Genomic DNA, 16,340 nt, shown 5'->3' with positions numbered 1-16,340 from the left:
AGTGCGCTGTCGCGCGCGGCGCCTCAAGCCTTCTTACGGCTGCGGAAGGTCACGCCCAAACGGGCGGGCTGCTCGCCGGCGGCGACCAGCGGTTTGCTGACGCGCCCGGTCTCGATGCAGACCATGGTCTTGTAACCGTCGTTCGGCATATCCCCCATGCTGCAGGAGAGCTCCACGCCGGGGTTCCAGGCGATGACGTCGCTCATATGATGGTGGTGAACCTCTATGGTGCGCGCGAGCGCCGGATCGCGGATCTGGCTGAAGGCCTCCGGGCGGGTATAGACGCGGTCGGTTTGGCCGACGAAGGTCACTTCGCCTTCCTGAAGCGCCTCTGCGCCGCCCGCCACCTTGTCGATATAAGGCTCGCCCAGACCCGCCACGCTGACCCGATCGATGTCGCCGACCTGGAAGTAACTGTGCAGCGCCGCCGTGGCCTGATAATCGCCGTGCGATTCCAGTTCGATTTCGCACTCCGCACCCAGCTTGAAGCGGGCAATCAGCGTGAAGGCGTGCGGCCACAGTTTGCGGGTCTGCTCATTGTCCTTCAGCGTAAAGGTCAGGATGACGCCGTTGTCATCTTCATCGTGCGCCGTCAGGCTCCAGGGCTGGTTGCGGGCAAAACCGTGGGAGGGTTGCGCCACCGGGCCGAACCACGGCCAGCAGATCGGCACGCCGCCGCGGATGGCCTTGCCTTTGGCGAAGGGGGTATTGTTGCTGAGCCAAATCACCGGCTGCTCACCGCTGGGCTGCCAGGCCAGCAAATGGGCGCCTTGCAGCGCGACGGCCGCGCGCACTTTCGGATGCGACACCACAACCACGCCCAGCTCATCGAGTTGCCGCTGGCTGATGTATGGCGAAATCTGTTCGGAAACGGGCAGGGTGAAAATTTTCTCGTTCATTTCATGACCTATTGTTTGCCGGAGATACACATGAACCCTATAGCTTTCGGGTCACAGCTAGGCGGCAAGCGCAGGAACTCCCAGAAGCTTACTTAAGTAAGTGACTGGGATGAGTGTGTGCAGCCAACAACGCGGTGACTCGAAAGATGACGGGTAAAAAAAGGGCGACAAAAATGTCGCCCTCATTATCAGCTTAACATCATGCCATTACTTGGAGATGTGAGCGATCAGATCCAGAACCTTGTTGGAATAACCGGTTTCGTTGTCGTACCAGGAAACCAGTTTCACGAAGTTGTCGTTCAGTGCGATACCGGCTTTGGCATCGAACACGGAAGTCAGCACTTCGCCGTTGAAATCGGTGGAAACCACATCGTCTTCAACGTAGCCCAGAACGCCTTTCATAGAACCTTCAGCGGCGTCTTTGATGGCTTTCTTGATTTCTTCGTAGGTAGCCGCTTTTTCCAGACGCACGGTCAGGTCAACAACGGATACGTTTGGCGTCGGTACGCGGAACGCCATACCGGTCAGTTTGCCTTTCAGCTCTGGCAGAACAACGCCAACCGCTTTCGCTGCGCCGGTAGAAGAAGGGATGATGTTCTGGGATGCGCCGCGGCCGCCGCGCCAGTCTTTGTGGGACGGGCCATCAACGGTTTTCTGAGTTGCGGTGGTCGCGTGAACGGTGGTCATCAGGCCTTCAACGATACCGAAGTTGTCGTTGATGACTTTAGCCAGTGGCGCCAGGCAGTTGGTGGTGCAAGAGGCGTTGGACACGATGTCCTGGCCGGCATATTTATCAAAGTTGGCGCCGCGCACGAACATTGGGGTCGCATCTTTGGATGGGCCAGTCAGAACCACTTTTTTGGCGCCGGCGGTGATGTGCTTACGTGCGGTTTCGTCGGTCAGGAAGATACCGGTCGCTTCAGCAACCACGTCAACACCCACTTCGTTCCACTTCAGGTTAGCCGGGTCTTTCTCTGCGGTAACACGGATGGTTTTGCCGTTAACAACCAGGTGGCCGTCTTTAACTTCTACCGTACCGTTGAAACGGCCGTGAGTAGAGTCATACTTCAGCATGTAAGCCATGTACTCTGCGTCCAACAGGTCGTTGATTGCAACGATCTCGATGTCAGAACGCTCTTGAGCAGCACGGAAAACAATGCGACCGATACGGCCAAAACCGTTGATACCTACTTTGATAGTCATATATTCCACCAGCTATTTGTTAGTGAATAAAAGGTTGGTTGTAAAATTACAAAAACCTTACCCAGCGTCAAGCGGAATCGTGTCAATTCTTGCGGCAAGTCAAACCGGAAGGGTGGTTTTGCACGCTTATTGCACAGTCCATTTGCGCTCGGCCTCATCCGTTATATGGGGACAAGCCGCCAAGTATAAAGTCAGCATACGCAAGATGTGTGATCGCTATCACATATCATCGTGACGTGGCCTTTATGGGCTACAGTTTAGGCCAAAAACCCCTGCAGCGGTGTTAATTTTTTGTTATTATTAATCATTGTTTTCGTTGACATTATCCACATTCAGAGATAAGCACAAATGGCTAAAGAGACAACCCCCGGTCATCCGGTCACGGAACTGAATGAAATCCAACGTTATGTGACGCAACAGCGCGGCACCGAAGCGCCGTTCAGCGGCAAATTGCTGCACAACAAGCGCGAGGGCGTGTACCATTGCCTGTGCTGTAACCAGCCGCTGTTCTATTCCGAAACCAAATACGATTCCGGCTGCGGCTGGCCGAGCTTTTATGAGCCGGTTTCCGCCGATGCTATCCGTTATCTTGATGATAATTCACATAATATGCATCGTGTTGAAATCCGCTGCGGCCATTGCGACGCACACCTGGGGCACGTTTTCCCCGATGGCCCGCAGCCGACCGGCGATCGCTACTGCGTCAATTCCGCTTCACTGAGCTTTACCGATGGCGAAAATGGCGATCAAACGGCCGGTTAAGTGGTAATTTAACCAACAAAATCGATTCAGCTAATTATTCATCCGTAAGCGAGAAGGGCTCTGATGGACGTGAAAGATCTGATTGCGGCGATGACGCCCGAGATATACCAGCGCCTGGTACAGGCGGTTGAGCTAGGCAAATGGCCGGACGGCGTGGCGCTGACGCCGGAGCAAAAAGAAAACAGCCTGCAGGCGGTGATGCTGTGGCAGTCGATGAACAACGTCGATCCGCAGCACATGAGCATCGGCACCGACGGGCAGATCGTGATGAAGAGCAAGCAAGAGCTGAAACAGCAGTTCGTTGCCGAGCCGTTGGCCAAACTCAAACCGCAGTAAGGCTTCCCTAATGAAAGCGGGGCGATGTCGCCATCGCCCCGTCGATTCACCGTTTTTCGCCCTTAATCCCCAGCGATTCCGCCAGCTGCTGCGCCAGCCGGTTGTCGTCATCCGCGCCGTATTCCCAGAACATCGCACCGCCCAATCCCTGACTTTTGATGTATTCGGCCTTGATGGCCACCGAACGCGGATTCTCGTAGGAGATTGCGAACAGCGGCTTGCCTTCGGCGGATTGTAGCGTCAGGTAAGGCACTTTGGCGTCGTCATCCCAGTGCTCGCGAAAACGATGCTGCGGATCGTTGAGCAATTTACTGACGATATCGTGGTATTTAAAGTAAGTGTCTTTGCTGAGATCCAGCCCCAGCGCGTTGAACAGGGCGGTTTCTCGCGCGCTGAAGTAAGGTTCCGTCACCGGATGTTTGGCGGCGTCCGGCTTGTCCCAGTCGATACCCGCCTCGGTCGCCCGTTTCGGAACCCGGCCGTAGAAACCGATGCCCAGGTTCATCTGCGCCGGTTTCAGGCCGGCAGCCAGATAATTCTTGACCACGAAATCGGCGCTATAGCGATCGGCGGCCGCCACGGTTGGCCAACGCTTTGAATCGTACAGGTTGGCATTGAAGTACTGCGTGCCGTAAGCCATGTCGTAGGTCATCAGATTGATGTAGTCGAGGTAAGGGGCAATGCTTTTCACATCAACCCATTCCTGTGGGCTTTTGACGTTGGCCCCGACGGCGATGGTTAACAGCTTGCCTTTACCCAGCGCCTGATGAAGCTCTTTCAACAGCAGGGTGAAGTTGTCGCGGTCTGCCGGTTGGCTTTCCACCAGCCCCCAGGCGCCGTTCACCGGATATTCCCAGTCCAGATCGATACCATCCAGCTGATACTGGGCGATCACCTGCAGCGCGGAACGGATGAATATCGCCCGGTTTTCCGCAGTCGCGGCGGCGGCGGAGAAACCCCGTGCGCCCCAGCCGCCGACCGACAGCAGCACTTTCAGCTCGGGGTTCTGCTTGCGCAGCGTCGGTAGCCGTTGCAGATCGGCCATCACCTTCGGCGACAGGTAGATCTGGTGGCGGCGAGCGGGGTCTTTCAGCGCTGCATTGGCTTCGTCTTTCTCGCCGTTGTAGATCAGGCCGAACGAATAGTTGAGGTGGGTGATTTGCGTGACGTCCAGCTTGTCGATGTCGCCACCGGGGCCGGCGGTGACGTCGCCGCCGCCGTTGAAGTAGCCGACGGAGAGATAAGCCGCCTGGGCCGTGCCTGCGCCGGCCATAGCCAACTGCACCGCCGCCAGTAAAGGCAGCAGTTTTCGGGTTATTTTCATGTCTTTCTCCTTGGGTCGGCAAGGCCGACCGTACCGCCAGAGGCGGTCACAATAAAGCCGGGCTCAGTGGGCCCCGGATGCGTATAACCGATTGACGCCAAAAGCGTCGCAGCCATAACAGCAAAAGCGCCTGCCGGTCACAAGCCGTTGGGGAAGAAGAAGGGCGATATTGTGAGCGGCGTCGAAATTTTCGCCACCGCGCAGAGAGGGCGCTGATGGCGCCCTGGAGGATTTAGTTGGCGAGGAATTGTGACAGGGTAACCAGTTGCGCACCGGCGCACGCCATGTCCTGCAGCGCCCGCTCGCTGTCGTCCGGCTGCAGATTCACGCCGCGGCAGCCGTCGACGATCACCTGCGTTGGATAGCCGGCAGCCAGCGCATCCAGCACGCTGAACTTCACGCAGTAGTCGGTCGCCAGACCCATGATTGCCAGCCGCCGGACGCCCTGCGATTGCAGCCAGCCGTGCAGTTCGGTCTGTGCTCGGTGGCCGTTATCGAAGAATGCGCTGTAGCTGTCGATATCCGTATCCTGCCCTTTGCGAAAAACGGCATTGATATGTTGCCGCTGTAACTGGGGGTGAAAATCGGCGCCGTGGCTCCCTTGCACGCAGTGCACCGGCCACCACACCTGCGGCAGGCCTTCCAGCTCTCCAAGGGTGCCGACCTGCGCATGGGAGTTCACCGCAAAACTGCGGTGATTGGCGGGATGCCAGTCCTGGCTGGCCACCACCGGCTCGCCACGCGCCAGACAGGCGGCGATCGCCTGATTGGCCACCGGGATGACGGCGTCGCCCGCCGTGACCGCCAGCGCGCCGCCGGGGCAGAAATCGTTTTGCAGATCGATCAACAACAGGGCCGTTTTCATCGCCGCTCCAGAGTTCAGTAGGTTAACCGTTGATGCTCAGCTCGCCGCGTAGGTCTTGCTGCATCAGGGCGCGGATTTGTTCCGGCGTCAGCGGCTGGCTCAGCAGGTAGTGCAGCTTGGTCAGGGCGGCTTCCACCGTCATGTCGAAACCGCTGATCACCCCGGCGTGCGCCAGCGCGTTGCCGGTGGCGTAGCCTTCCATATTGACGCGCCCGGAGATGCACTGCGTCAGGTTCACCACCACGATGCCGCGTTCTGAGGCCGCGCGCAACTCGTCGATCAGCTCGGCCTTCTGCGGCGCGTTGCCGACGCCGTAGGAACGCAGGATCAGCGCTTTGACCGGCTGCAGCAGGAAGTTGCGCACCACCGCGCCGGAAATGCCCGGATAGATAGTGACCACGCCGATCGGCTGCGGCGTAATGTCGTGCACCCGCAGCGCGCCGTTGCATGGCGGGCTGTCGATGCCTTGCTGGCGGCGAATGTGAATACCGGCTTCCAGCAGCGGCGGCAGATTCGGGGAGGCGAAGGCGTCGAAGCCGTCGGCGTGCGCTTTGGTGGTGCGGTTGCCGCGGAACAGCTTGTTGTTGAAGAACAGGCTGACTTCATTCACCGGATGGTTGGCCGCCAGATACAGCGCGTTGAGCAGGTTGGTCTGGCCATCGGAACGCAGCTCCGCCAGCGGAATCTGCGAGCCGGTGACGATCACCGGTTTAGCCAGGTTTTCCAGCATGAAGGAGAGTGCCGACGCGGTGAACGCCATGGTGTCGGTGCCGTGCAGGATCACGAAGCCGTCGTAGCGATCGTAGTTCTGCTTGATGTCGTCGGCGATGTGCTGCCAGTCTTCCGGTGTCATATCCGAAGAGTCAATCAATGGCGCATATTCATGAATGGTGAAATCCGGCATTTCCGGGCGATGGAATTCGGGCATCAGCGCCAGCTGGCGCTGCAGGTGGCCGGAAACCGGGATATAGCCGTGATCGGAACGCTGCATGCCGATGGTGCCGCCGGTGTAGGCGACGTAAATGGATTTCTTTTGCATGGTCATGATTTTAACAAAGATAAGATGGGCTGAATTATAGGGGCATGGCGGCAGAAAAAAAGCCCGGCGATGGCCGGGCTGCAGAATTATTTGTTAGCGGACTTCTCCGCAGGTGAGACAGATCGCATAACGGTTTTGCGGATCGTTCAGGTTATTGAACAAACCCGGCTGTTCTTTCACCGCGTTGGCGACCGAGGCCAGCGGAGCGGGCAGCATGGCCTGAATCGCCGCCGGCAGCATGGCGTGAACGGAAACGCCGAACTGGCTGAGCACCATATCGCTCAGGCTTGGGGTATCGACGAACCAGTTGAGCTGCCACTGCTGCAGCTTCGCCAACTCGGCGGCTTTTTTCACCGCGTCGTCGAAATCGCCCAATTGATCGACCAGGCCGTTGGCCTTGGCGTCGCTGCCGAGCCAGACGTGGCCCTGGGCGATTTGGTCAACCTGCTGCGGGGGCATCTTGCGCGATTTGGCGACCAAATCGAGGAAGTTCTTATACCCGTTTTCGATGTTCAGCTGCATCATCTGCGAGAACTCCTGCGGCAGCGCCTTGGTGACCGCAATGTCGGCCAGCGGCGAGGTCGCCACGCCATCGGTGTGCACGCCCAGCGTATCCAGGGTTTTCTCGTAGGTGTTGATGATGCCGAAAATGCCGATGGAACCGGTCAGGGTGCTCGGGCTGGCGATGATGTAGTCGGCCGGCGTCGAAACCCAGTAGCCGCCCGACGCGGCCATGCCGCCCATCGAAACCACCACCGGTTTGCCGGCGGCGCGCACGGCGGCCAGTTCGGAACGGATCACTTCGGATGCGCTGACGCTGCCGCCCGGGCTGTTGACGCGGAACACCACGGCCTTGATGGCCGGATCCAGACGGGCCTGACGCAGTTCGGCGGCGGTGGTATCACCCCCGACGTTACCCGGCGTCTGCGGGCCGTCCATGATGGCGCCATTGGCGAAGACCACGGCGATCTTGCCGCCCTGATTGGCGTCCGGCTTCGGCTGATAGTCGTAGATGCTGATGGCGTTGAAATCGTTCGCCTGTTTATCCCAGCCGAAGGTCTTGACCAGCTGATTTTCGATCGCGGTGCGCGAGGCCAGCTCGTCCACCAGCTTATTGTCCAGCGCATAGCGAGCGGTGTCGCCACCGGCTGCCTGCAGGCCGCTCAGCACGCCGGCGGCGCCCGGGAACAGCTGCTGTGGCGTCAGCTGGCGGTTGGCCGCGACGGTTTCCAGATAGTTCTGCCACAGGCCGCCAATCCAGCGGCTGTCCGCTTCGCGCGCCGCCGGAGACATATCGTCGCGGATCAGTGGTTCGACCGCCGATTTATAGGTGCCGACGCGGAAGATATTGGTGGTGACCTTGAGCATGTCCAGCAACGACTTGTAATACAGGTTGTTGGTGGCGAAACCGTGCAGATCGACCGCGCCCTGCGGCGACAGATAGACCTTGTTGGCGTAGCTGGCCAGGAAGTATTGCGTCTGGTTGTAGCTGTCGCCGATGGCGAAGATCGGTTTGCCGCTGTCGCGGAACTCGCGCAGCGCCTTGCCGATATAGCGCAGCGACGGCTGATCGGCGCCGACGAAGTCATTCAGCTGCAACACCATGCCGGTAATGTTTTTATCGTCTTTGGCCTTGCGGATGCTATCGACCACGTCGAACAGCGAGTTTTCCTGCAGACGGCTGCTGGAGGCGCCCAACAGCTCGCGGCCCCATTGCCGCACCCGGTTGTTTACCGAGGGCTGATCGACCACCACGCCGCTTAAATCGACCAGCAGCGCGCCGCGCGCCGGGGCCGTCGTGGTGGAGGAACTTTGGAAGGACAGATAGATGCCAACCCCAACCAGGATCAGCAAGACCAGGAACAGGTTAAGGATCAGTTCCCTGATAAAATTCAGCAGACGCCATGTCCACCGGAAAATGCCGGCAATAATTTGCCACAATGTGCGCATGTGCTCTCCAACAAGAGTCGAGAATGTTCCGCTATCCTAATGAGCGGCCGGGGAAATGTCAGCTTTAAATCGTGGCACACAGACGCTATCGCCGAGGCTGTAACTCGTCGTTTAGCTATGTTAACGTGGCCGGAATGAAAATTGTTATCAGGAGTTTACGATGGATGCTCTGGATCTTTTATTGAATCGCCGCTCGGCTTCGCGCCTGGCGGAACCGGCGCCGGCGGGGGAAGTGCGCCAAAATATCATCAACGCGGGCCTGCGTGCGCCCGATCACGGCGCGCTGCAGCCGTGGCGTTTCGTGATGATCGAAAATCAGGGTCTGGAGCGCTTCAGCCAGCTGCTGCAGGCGGCGGCGAAACAGGATCAGCTGGACGAAGCGGCGATCGAAAAGGCCACCAAGGCGCCGTTCCGCGCGCCGCTGATCATCACCGTCATTGCGCACTGCACTGAAGAGACCAAGGTGCCGCGCTGGGAACAGGTGGTTTCCGCCGGTTGCGCGGTGCAGGCGATGCAGATGGCGGCGCTGGCGCAGGGCTTTAACGGCATCTGGCGCACCGGCGCCTGGACCGAGCATGCGCTGGTGCGCGAAGCCTTCGGCTGCCGCGAGCAGGACGAGATCGTCGGTTTCCTCTATCTGGGCACGCCGCAGCTGAAGGCCGCCACCAAGGTGACGCCGCCGGACAGCACGCCTTTCGTCAGCTATTTCTGAGTTTTCTCCCGCGGGGCGCGGCGAAAATGCGCCAAACCCCGCAAAATCGCATGGTTTCTGAGCAGGCCGTTCGCTTATAGGCGACCTGCTCTTATCAATCCCTTCGGCAAGCGCTACCCTATGTTATCTTGAGTGCCGTTACCGAAGGGAGTGGACTATGACATCGCCAGCGATCCGTTTAACCCAGTACAGCCATGGCGCTGGCTGCGGCTGCAAAATCTCACCGAAAGTTCTCGAAACCATCTTGCACAGCGAGCGAGAAAAGTTTGTCGATCCGCGCCTGTTGGTCGGCAATGAAACCCGCGACGACGCGGCGGTGTACGACATCGGCAACGGCGTCGGCATCATCAGCACCACTGACTTTTTCATGCCGATCGTCGACGATCCGTTCGATTTCGGCCGCATTGCGGCAGCCAACGCCATCAGCGACGTGTATGCGATGGGCGGCAAACCGATCATGGCGATCGCCATTCTCGGCTGGCCGATCGCCAAGCTGCCGCCGGAGGTAGCGCAGCAGGTGATCGACGGCGGCCGTTTCGCCTGCCAGCAGGCGGGGATCGCGCTGGCCGGCGGCCATTCCATCGATGCGCCGGAACCTATTTTCGGCCTGGCGGTCACCGGCGTGGTCAATACCGAGCGGGTGAAGAAAAACAGCGCGGCACAGGCCGGGGCGAAACTCTATCTGACCAAGCCGCTGGGCATCGGCGTGCTCACGACCGCCGAGAAACAAAGCAAACTGCGCACTGAGCATCAGGGCCTGGCGACCGAAGTGATGTGCCGCCTGAACAAGCCGGGCGCCGACTTTGCCGAGGTGGCGGGCGTCACGGCGATGACCGATATCACCGGCTTTGGCCTGCTGGGCCACCTGAGCGAGGTGTGCCAGGGCTCCGGTCTGCAGGCGACGGTCTGGTTCGATCGGGTGCCGAAGCTGCCGGACGTCGAAGCGTATATCGCCGAAGGTTGCGTGCCGGGCGGCACCGGGCGCAACTTCGACAGCTATGGCCATCTGGTGGGCGAGATGAGCGATTTGCAGCGCCAGCTGCTGTGCGATCCACAAACCTCTGGCGGTTTGCTGTTGGCGGTATTGCCAGAGGCGGAAGTGCAGGTGCTGGCGATTGCCGGGCAGCACGGTATCACCCTCAACGCCATCGGTGAGCTGCATGTGGCATCGGCCGATAAGCCGCTGATCGAGGTCGTGTAGTGTCCCACATGCAAGGAAGGCCGGACAGCGACGATTACCCACGCATTTTCCTGCAGGACGTGCCGCTGATTGACGTGCGCGCACCGATCGAATTTCAGCAGGGTGCCTTCGCACAGGCGGTGAATTTACCGCTGATGATCGACAGCGAACGCCAGGCGGTCGGCACCTGCTATAAGCAGCATGGGCAGCAGGCGGCGATCGCGCTCGGCCACAGCCTGGTGAACGGCAAACTGCGCGAACAGCGCACCGCCGCCTGGCTGGCGGCCTGCGCAGCGCGGCCCGAAGGCTATATTTACTGCTTCCGCGGCGGGCTGCGCTCGCAGCTGGTGCAGCAATGGCTGCACGAGGCTGGCGTGGATTATCCGCGTATCACTGGCGGTTATAAAGCGCTGCGCAATTATCTGCTCGGTGTACTGACGCAAAGCGCGCAATTGCCGATGGTCCTGGTGGGCGGCAATACCGGCAGCGGCAAGACGCTGCTGGTCAACGAACTGGCCGACGGCGTCGATCTGGAAGGCGCGGCGCGCCATCGCGGTTCATCTTTTGGCCGAACGCTGGTGGGGCAGAGCTCGCAGATAGATTTTGAGAATCGTCTGGCTGTGTTATTGCTGAAAAAACAGCATGGTGGCAGCCGCCGTTGGGTGCTGGAAGACGAAGGGCGGATCATCGGCAGCAACAATCTGCCGTTGCCGTTGTTCAACGGCATGCAGCAGGCGCCGGTGGCGGTGATCGACGATCCGTTCGATATTCGTCTGGCGCGCTTGCAGGCCGAATATATCGACGGTATGCGCGAACAGTTCGAACAGGCCTATGGCATGGAAGAGGGCTGGCGGCAGTACGACGACTATTTGCATCATGGCCTGTTCGCCATTCGCCGCCGTTTGGGCCTGGAGCGCTTCCAGCAGTTGACGCAGCGGCTGGAGGCGGCGCTGCGGGCGCAGCGCCTCAGCGGCCAGAGCGACGCGCACCGCGAGTGGTTGGCGCCTCTGTTGCAGCAGTACTACGATCCGATGTATTGCTATCAGTTGGAAAAGAAAGCCCAGCGGATCGTCTTCCGCGGGAACTATGCAGAAGTAAGAGAATTCTTGATGACGTTCAGCCAGAAAAACGGTGATTAATGCGACTGTTCATAGCCGAGAAACCGAGTTTGGCGCGCGCCATTGCCGACGTCTTGCCCAAGCCGCATCGCCGCGGCGACGGCTATATCGCCTGTGGCAACAACGACGTGGTGACCTGGTGCGTCGGCCATCTGTTGGAGCAGGCCCAGCCTGACGCCTATGACAGCCGCTATGCGCGCTGGTCGTTGGCGGATCTGCCAATCATCCCCGAAAAATGGCGCTTGCAGCCACGCCCTTCGGTCAGCAAACAGCTCAACGCCATTAAAAAGCTGCTGCACGAAGCCGATGAAGTGGTTCACGCCGGTGACCCGGATCGCGAGGGGCAACTGCTGGTGGATGAGGTGCTGGACTACCTGGATTTGACGGCGGAGAAGCGCCAGAACGTGCGCCGCTGTCTGATCAACGATCTCAATCCGCAGGCGGTGGAGCGTGCTGTCGAGCGTCTGCGCGACAACCGTGATTTCATTCCGTTGTGCGTGTCTGCGCTGGCGCGTTCGCGCGCCGACTGGCTGTACGGCATCAATATGACCCGCGCCTATACGCTGCTGGGCCGCAACGCCGGTTACGACGGCGTGCTGTCGGTGGGCAGGGTGCAGACCCCGGTGCTCGGATTGGTGGTGCGCCGCGATGAAGAGATCGAAAACTTCGTGCCAAAAGACTTCTTTGAGGTCAAGGCGCACATCGTCACGCCGAAAGAAGAGCGCTTTGTGGCGCTGTGGCAACCCAGCGAGTCCTGCGAACCTTATCAGGATGAAGAGGGGCGTTTGCTGCACCGGCCGTTGGCGGAGCACGTGGTCAAGCGCATCGAGGGGCAGCCTGCCCTGGTCACGTCCTATAATGATAAACGGGAATCAGATACCGCGCCGCTGCCGTTCTCGCTCTCTACGCTGCAAATCGAGGCGGCCCGGCGCTATAACCTCAGCGCGCAACAGGTGCTGGACGTTTGCCAGCGGCTGTACGAAACCCACAAATTGATCACCTATCCGCGTTCCGACTGCCGCTATCTGCCGGAAGAACATTTCGCCGGCCGCCACGCGGTGCTGAACGCCATCAGCGTGCACCAGCCTGAGCTGTATCCGCAGCCGGTGATCGACAGCGATCGCCGCAACCGCTGCTGGGACGATAAAAAGGTCGATGCGCACCACGCCATTATTCCCACCGCCCGCGCCGGCAAGGTGAATCTGACGCAGGATGAACGGAATGTGTATGGGCTGGTGGCGCGCCAGTACTTGATGCAATTCTGTCCGGATGCGGTGTTCCGCAAATGCGTGATCGAGCTGGATATCGCCGGCGGCAAATTCATCGCCAAGGCGCGTTTCCTGGCGGAGGCCGGTTGGCGTACGCTGCTGGGCAGCAAGGAGCGCGACGAGGAAAACGAAGGCGCGCCGCTGCCGGTGGTGGCCAAGGACGATGAGCTGCTGTGCGAGCGCGGTGAAGTGGTGGAGCGCCAGACGCAGCCGCCGCGGCCGTTTACCGACGCCAGCCTGTTGTCGGCCATGACCGGCATCGCGCGGTTCGTACAAGATAAAGCGTTAAAGAAAATCCTGCGGGCGACCGATGGTTTAGGTACGGAAGCGACGCGAGCGGGGATCATCGAATTGCTGTTCAAACGGGCGTTTCTGTACAAGAAGGGGCGCTATATTCACTCCAGCGAAACCGGGCGCGCGTTGATTCACTCGCTGCCGGATCTTGCTGCGCGTCCTGATATGACGGCCAACTGGGAAGCCACGCTGACGCAAATCAGCGAGAAATCCTGCCGCTATCAGGACTTTATGCAGCCGTTGGTCGGCACGCTGCAAGAGCTGATTTATCAGGCCAAGCAGAGCCGGGCGAGCATGGCGTTTCGTGGGTTGCCGCCGCCGCCTTCCAGCGGGGGCAAAAAACGCAGGAAAAGCGCCGGCAAGGCGCAGGAGAAGAGTGAATGAAGCATGGACTCAGTGGGGTTTTAGTCGCCGCAGTCTTGGCGTTTTCCGGCCTGGCCGCCGCCAATCGCGGCGATGTGGACGTGGTGTTGCCGGTTTCGCCGGAGATTTGGGGCACGGCCAAAAACGGCGTCAACCCGCCGCCGGCGCAGCCCTGCAACCGCTGTTGCGTCTACCAGAACCAGAATTATTCCGAAGGGGCGGTGCTCAAAGTCGAAGGGGAAGTGCTGCAGTGCGTGCGTGAGCCTAACACCATCGGCACCAACCCCTTGATTTGGGTGCGATTGAAGAAGTGACGATGTAACCCATCGCCGCGCTCAGCGCGCATCGCCTTGCGCGGCGATATAGTCCGCCAGCAGTGGAACGTCGGCGGGCGCCAGGGCGTATTCCTGCGCCTGTTGCGGCGTGACCCAGACCAGCGCCGAGTGGCAATGCAGCTGCAATTCACCGGAGAACGCCGCGACTCGCCAGGCATGCAGCCGGATGAGGCGTTCGCCTTGCTGCCACTGATTGCTGCCCACATGCTCGCCGATACGGGCGCAAATCCCCAACTCTTCATCCAGCTCGCGCGCCAGCGCCTCTGGCTGGCTTTCGCCGGCTTCAACCTTGCCGCCGGGAAACTCCCACAGACCGGCCTGATCGCTGCCTGCGCCGCGCTGGGCCAGCAAAATGCGGCCGTTCTGTTCCAGAATGGCGGCTACCACGTCGATAATTTTCATTGGCTTCACAGAGTAAAACCCCGGCGAGCGCCGGGGTGATGGGTTTACAGCGTGAATTCCGCCCACACCGGCGCATGGTCGGAAGGTTTCTCCATCCCACGGGTTTGGTAATCGATGCCGGTGGCGATGCAGCGCGAAGCCAGCGGGGTGCTGGCCAGCAGCAGATCGATACGCAGGCCGCGGTTGTCGTCGAACCCTTTGGAGCGGTAGTCGAACCACGAGAATTCGTCGCTGCGCCCCGGGTTGGCGTGGCGGTAGGTGTCCACCAGCCCCCAGTTCAGCAGGCGCTCCATCCATTCGCGCTCTTCCGGCAGGAAGGAACACTTGCCGGTGCGCAGCCAGCGTTTGCGGCTGTCTTCGCCGATGCCAATGTCATAATCGCTTGGGCTGATGTTCATGTCACCCATAATCAACACTGGGGATTCCGCCGACAGCTGCTGCTCCAGGTAGTTTTGCAGATCCTGATAAAAGCGTGTTTTAGCCGGGAATTTGATCGGGTGGTCGCGGCTTTCACCTTGCGGGAAGTAGCCGTTGATCACCGTCAGCGTGCCCTGCGGCGTAGCCAGATCGGCCATGATGATGCGACGCTGCGCATCTTCTTCATCGGTCGGGAAACCGCGGCGCACGGCCAGAGGCTCCGCTTTGGTCAGCAGCGCTACGCCGTAATGGCCTTTTTGCCCGTGATAGAACACGTGATAGCCGTGCTGGCTGACTTCTTCCAGCGGGAACATGTCGTCGTGAACTTTCGTTTCTTGCAGGCCGATCACGTCGGGCTGATGCTGTTCGATAATTGCCGCCAGCTGATGCGGACGCGCGCGCAGTCCATTGATATTAAAAGAGACAAACTTCATGAGCGGTGCCGTTTTCACGAGAAAAATGTGCTGTGATAGTAGCAGAGTTTGGCGGGAAATGTAACGCAGACAGCGGCGGGACCGCTGGCTGCGCAGCGGCTTTATTTCGCCCAGCGGTCGTAATTTTTGGGTTGATAGTCGTCAAACTGTTGCAGCAGCGTTTGCGCCGATTCACTGATGTGCAGGGTGCCGAGGTAGTCGTGGCGCATAAAGCCCTGATCGGCGACGTGCTCGAGGAACTGGCTCAGCGGGCGGTAGAACCCGTTGACGTTGAGCAGGCCGACCGGTTTGTTGTGATAGCCGATTTGCCCCCAGGTCCAGATTTCAAACAGCTCTTCCAGCGTGCCGATGCCGCCGGGCAGGGCGATAAAACTGTCCGCCAGCGCCGCCATACGGGCTTTGCGCGTATGCATATCCGGCACCACTTCCAATTCAGTCAGGCCGCGATGCGCGGTTTCCGCTTCAACCAGGCGCTCGGGGATAATGCCGACAGCTTCACCGCCCGCCGCCAACACCGCGTCCGCCACGATCCCCATCAATCCTTTTTTGCCGCCGCCGTAGATTAAACGGCGCCCCTGTGCGGCCAGCAGCTGCCCCAGTTGACGAGCCTGCTCGGCATAAGCGGGATTGACGCCTTCGCTGGCGCCACAAAAAACGCAAATATTGTTTCGCATCCACCTGTTCCTTACTGCACTAAAGAAGCCAGTGGTATAGCGAATTGTCGGTCTTAGTTCAAGTTACGGTTGGGAGTGAGGAAATAAAACATCGAGTGAAAGCGGGGAATAAGGGGAGACAAATTGAGTTTTATTGATACGAGAGCATTGGATACGGTGTGCTTTAAGTCGATTTGGGGATTTTCTGCAAAGGATGGTGGTGGGGGAAGGATAATTCGTCGCTGCGCGACTCACCCTGCGGGCCGCGCTGAAGCGCGTTGTCTCACTGCGTGAGACTCGAACCTTATCGAAGCTTCTCATCCTTCCCCAGTGCGGAGCATTATGGGTGCGATGTGCTTTAAGTTTATTTGGGATTTTCTATAAAGAGATGGTGGTGGGGGAAGGATTCGAACCTTCGAAGTCTGTGACGGCAGATTTACAGTCTGCTCCCTTTGGCCGCTCGGGAACCCCACCATGGTATTCATGGATTTACAAATTGTCGTTCCAGTTTTATCTGGAAGAAACCTGGCCGGTTTCTTTACTGCGTCTTCGCTCCTGGCGGAGAGAAGATGGTGGTGGGGGAAGGATTCGAACCTTCGAAGTCAGTGACGGCAGATTTACAGTCTGCTCCCTTTGGCCGCTCGGGAACCCCACCATATACATGGCTATTTAACTGGCCTTGCTTGCGAGAGCGCTGTCTCGGTAAGCGGGGCGCATCATATCAAATGAAGCGGATGTGTAAAGCATTGAAATGCAGAAAATGAATCGTTTGCCGTTTTTTTATTC

At 59.3% G+C, this 16,340-nt stretch carries 16 protein-coding genes, 2 tRNA genes and 1 other RNA gene; 7 read left to right on the top strand and 12 right to left on the bottom strand.

The window, feature by feature from the left end:
* Positions 1–23: 23 nt before the first annotated feature.
* Positions 24–899 carry a D-hexose-6-phosphate mutarotase gene (locus SSARUM_RS13285; RefSeq protein ID WP_033634810.1) on the bottom strand — a complete coding sequence of 292 codons (876 nt, stop codon included), beginning with the start codon at positions 897–899 and terminating at the stop codon, positions 24–26.
* Between the two features lie 207 nt (positions 900–1,106).
* Positions 1,107–2,102 carry a glyceraldehyde-3-phosphate dehydrogenase gene (gene gapA, locus SSARUM_RS13280; protein WP_004932222.1) on the bottom strand — a complete coding sequence of 332 codons (996 nt, stop codon included), beginning with the start codon at positions 2,100–2,102 and terminating at the stop codon, positions 1,107–1,109.
* A gap of 348 nt (positions 2,103–2,450) precedes the next feature.
* Between gapA and msrB the strand changes: the two genes are divergently transcribed.
* Together msrB and SSARUM_RS13270 are read left to right on the top strand one after the other, a co-directional pair.
* Complete coding sequence (gene msrB / locus SSARUM_RS13275) at positions 2,451–2,864, top strand: peptide-methionine (R)-S-oxide reductase MsrB (RefSeq protein ID WP_004932219.1); 414 nt, start codon at positions 2,451–2,453, stop codon at positions 2,862–2,864.
* A 63-nt stretch (positions 2,865–2,927) separates the two neighbouring features.
* Positions 2,928–3,200 carry a YeaC family protein gene (locus tag SSARUM_RS13270; RefSeq protein WP_033634809.1) on the top strand — a complete coding sequence of 91 codons (273 nt, stop codon included), beginning with the start codon at positions 2,928–2,930 and terminating at the stop codon, positions 3,198–3,200.
* A gap of 46 nt (positions 3,201–3,246) precedes the next feature.
* Here SSARUM_RS13270 and chiD read toward each other — a convergent pair whose 3' ends face one another.
* The 4 genes from chiD to sppA form a co-directional block, all read right to left on the bottom strand.
* A complete protein-coding gene (gene chiD / locus SSARUM_RS13265) occupies positions 3,247–4,524 on the bottom strand; it encodes a chitinase ChiD (RefSeq protein ID WP_060430179.1) in 1,278 nt (425 codons plus the stop codon).
* A 232-nt stretch (positions 4,525–4,756) separates the two neighbouring features.
* Positions 4,757–5,389 carry a bifunctional nicotinamidase/pyrazinamidase gene (gene pncA / locus SSARUM_RS13260; RefSeq protein WP_033654376.1) on the bottom strand — a complete coding sequence of 211 codons (633 nt, stop codon included), beginning with the start codon at positions 5,387–5,389 and terminating at the stop codon, positions 4,757–4,759.
* Positions 5,390–5,411: 22 nt separating this feature from the next.
* The gene (gene ansA, locus SSARUM_RS13255) at positions 5,412–6,428 is read right to left on the bottom strand and encodes an asparaginase (RefSeq protein WP_033638505.1); all 1,017 of its coding nucleotides are present in this window, start codon (positions 6,426–6,428) and stop codon (positions 5,412–5,414) included.
* 93 nt (positions 6,429–6,521) lie between these two features.
* Complete coding sequence (gene sppA, locus SSARUM_RS13250) at positions 6,522–8,378, bottom strand: signal peptide peptidase SppA (RefSeq protein ID WP_060430177.1); 1,857 nt, start codon at positions 8,376–8,378, stop codon at positions 6,522–6,524.
* Positions 8,379–8,538: 160 nt separating this feature from the next.
* Between sppA and SSARUM_RS13245 the strand changes: the two genes are divergently transcribed.
* From SSARUM_RS13245 to SSARUM_RS13225, 5 genes are all read left to right on the top strand, one after another.
* Entirely contained in the window at positions 8,539–9,090 is a 552-nt protein-coding gene (locus SSARUM_RS13245; protein WP_004932204.1) for an NAD(P)H nitroreductase, read from the top strand.
* A 157-nt stretch (positions 9,091–9,247) separates the two neighbouring features.
* Positions 9,248–10,291, top strand: coding sequence for a selenide, water dikinase SelD (selD, locus tag SSARUM_RS13240; protein ID WP_048321662.1), 1,044 nt, complete (start codon positions 9,248–9,250; stop codon positions 10,289–10,291).
* Between the two features lie 8 nt (positions 10,292–10,299).
* Entirely contained in the window at positions 10,300–11,409 is a 1,110-nt protein-coding gene (gene mnmH, locus SSARUM_RS13235; RefSeq protein ID WP_048321661.1) for a tRNA 2-selenouridine(34) synthase MnmH, read from the top strand.
* Complete coding sequence (locus SSARUM_RS13230; RefSeq protein WP_033647606.1) at positions 11,409–13,334, top strand: DNA topoisomerase III; 1,926 nt, start codon at positions 11,409–11,411, stop codon at positions 13,332–13,334. Before mnmH ends, SSARUM_RS13230 begins: the two co-directional genes overlap by 1 nt.
* Complete coding sequence (locus tag SSARUM_RS13225) at positions 13,331–13,627, top strand: YnjH family protein (RefSeq protein WP_033647604.1); 297 nt, start codon at positions 13,331–13,333, stop codon at positions 13,625–13,627. The genes SSARUM_RS13230 and SSARUM_RS13225 overlap by 4 nt, the downstream gene beginning before the upstream one ends.
* A gap of 21 nt (positions 13,628–13,648) precedes the next feature.
* Here the strand turns inward: SSARUM_RS13225 and SSARUM_RS13220 are convergent, their stop codons facing one another.
* The 6 genes from SSARUM_RS13220 to SSARUM_RS13195 all read right to left on the bottom strand — a co-directional run bounded on the left by SSARUM_RS13220 (position 13,649) and on the right by SSARUM_RS13195 (position 16,209).
* Positions 13,649–14,050: a pyrimidine (deoxy)nucleoside triphosphate diphosphatase gene (locus SSARUM_RS13220; protein ID WP_033647603.1), complete on the bottom strand. Its 402-nt coding sequence runs from the start codon at positions 14,048–14,050 to the stop codon at positions 13,649–13,651.
* A 44-nt stretch (positions 14,051–14,094) separates the two neighbouring features.
* The gene (gene xthA / locus SSARUM_RS13215; protein WP_033647602.1) at positions 14,095–14,901 is read right to left on the bottom strand and encodes an exodeoxyribonuclease III; all 807 of its coding nucleotides are present in this window, start codon (positions 14,899–14,901) and stop codon (positions 14,095–14,097) included.
* Between the two features lie 101 nt (positions 14,902–15,002).
* Positions 15,003–15,575: an LOG family protein gene (locus tag SSARUM_RS13210; protein ID WP_004932190.1), complete on the bottom strand. Its 573-nt coding sequence runs from the start codon at positions 15,573–15,575 to the stop codon at positions 15,003–15,005.
* Between the two features lie 194 nt (positions 15,576–15,769).
* Positions 15,770–15,896, bottom strand: a non-coding RNA gene (locus tag SSARUM_RS13205) — RtT sRNA.
* Between the two features lie 47 nt (positions 15,897–15,943).
* Positions 15,944–16,028: transfer RNA gene (locus SSARUM_RS13200), tRNA-Tyr, on the bottom strand.
* A 96-nt stretch (positions 16,029–16,124) separates the two neighbouring features.
* Positions 16,125–16,209 (bottom strand) — tRNA-Tyr (locus tag SSARUM_RS13195).
* Positions 16,210–16,340 lie beyond the last annotated feature (131 nt).

It is taken from the genome of Serratia sarumanii (assembly GCF_029962605.1).
GTDB classification, from domain to species: Bacteria; Pseudomonadota; Gammaproteobacteria; order Enterobacterales; family Enterobacteriaceae; genus Serratia; species Serratia sarumanii.
Note: the sequence above shows the minus strand (reverse complement) of the source record. Positions and strands in the feature narration are given on the sequence as shown.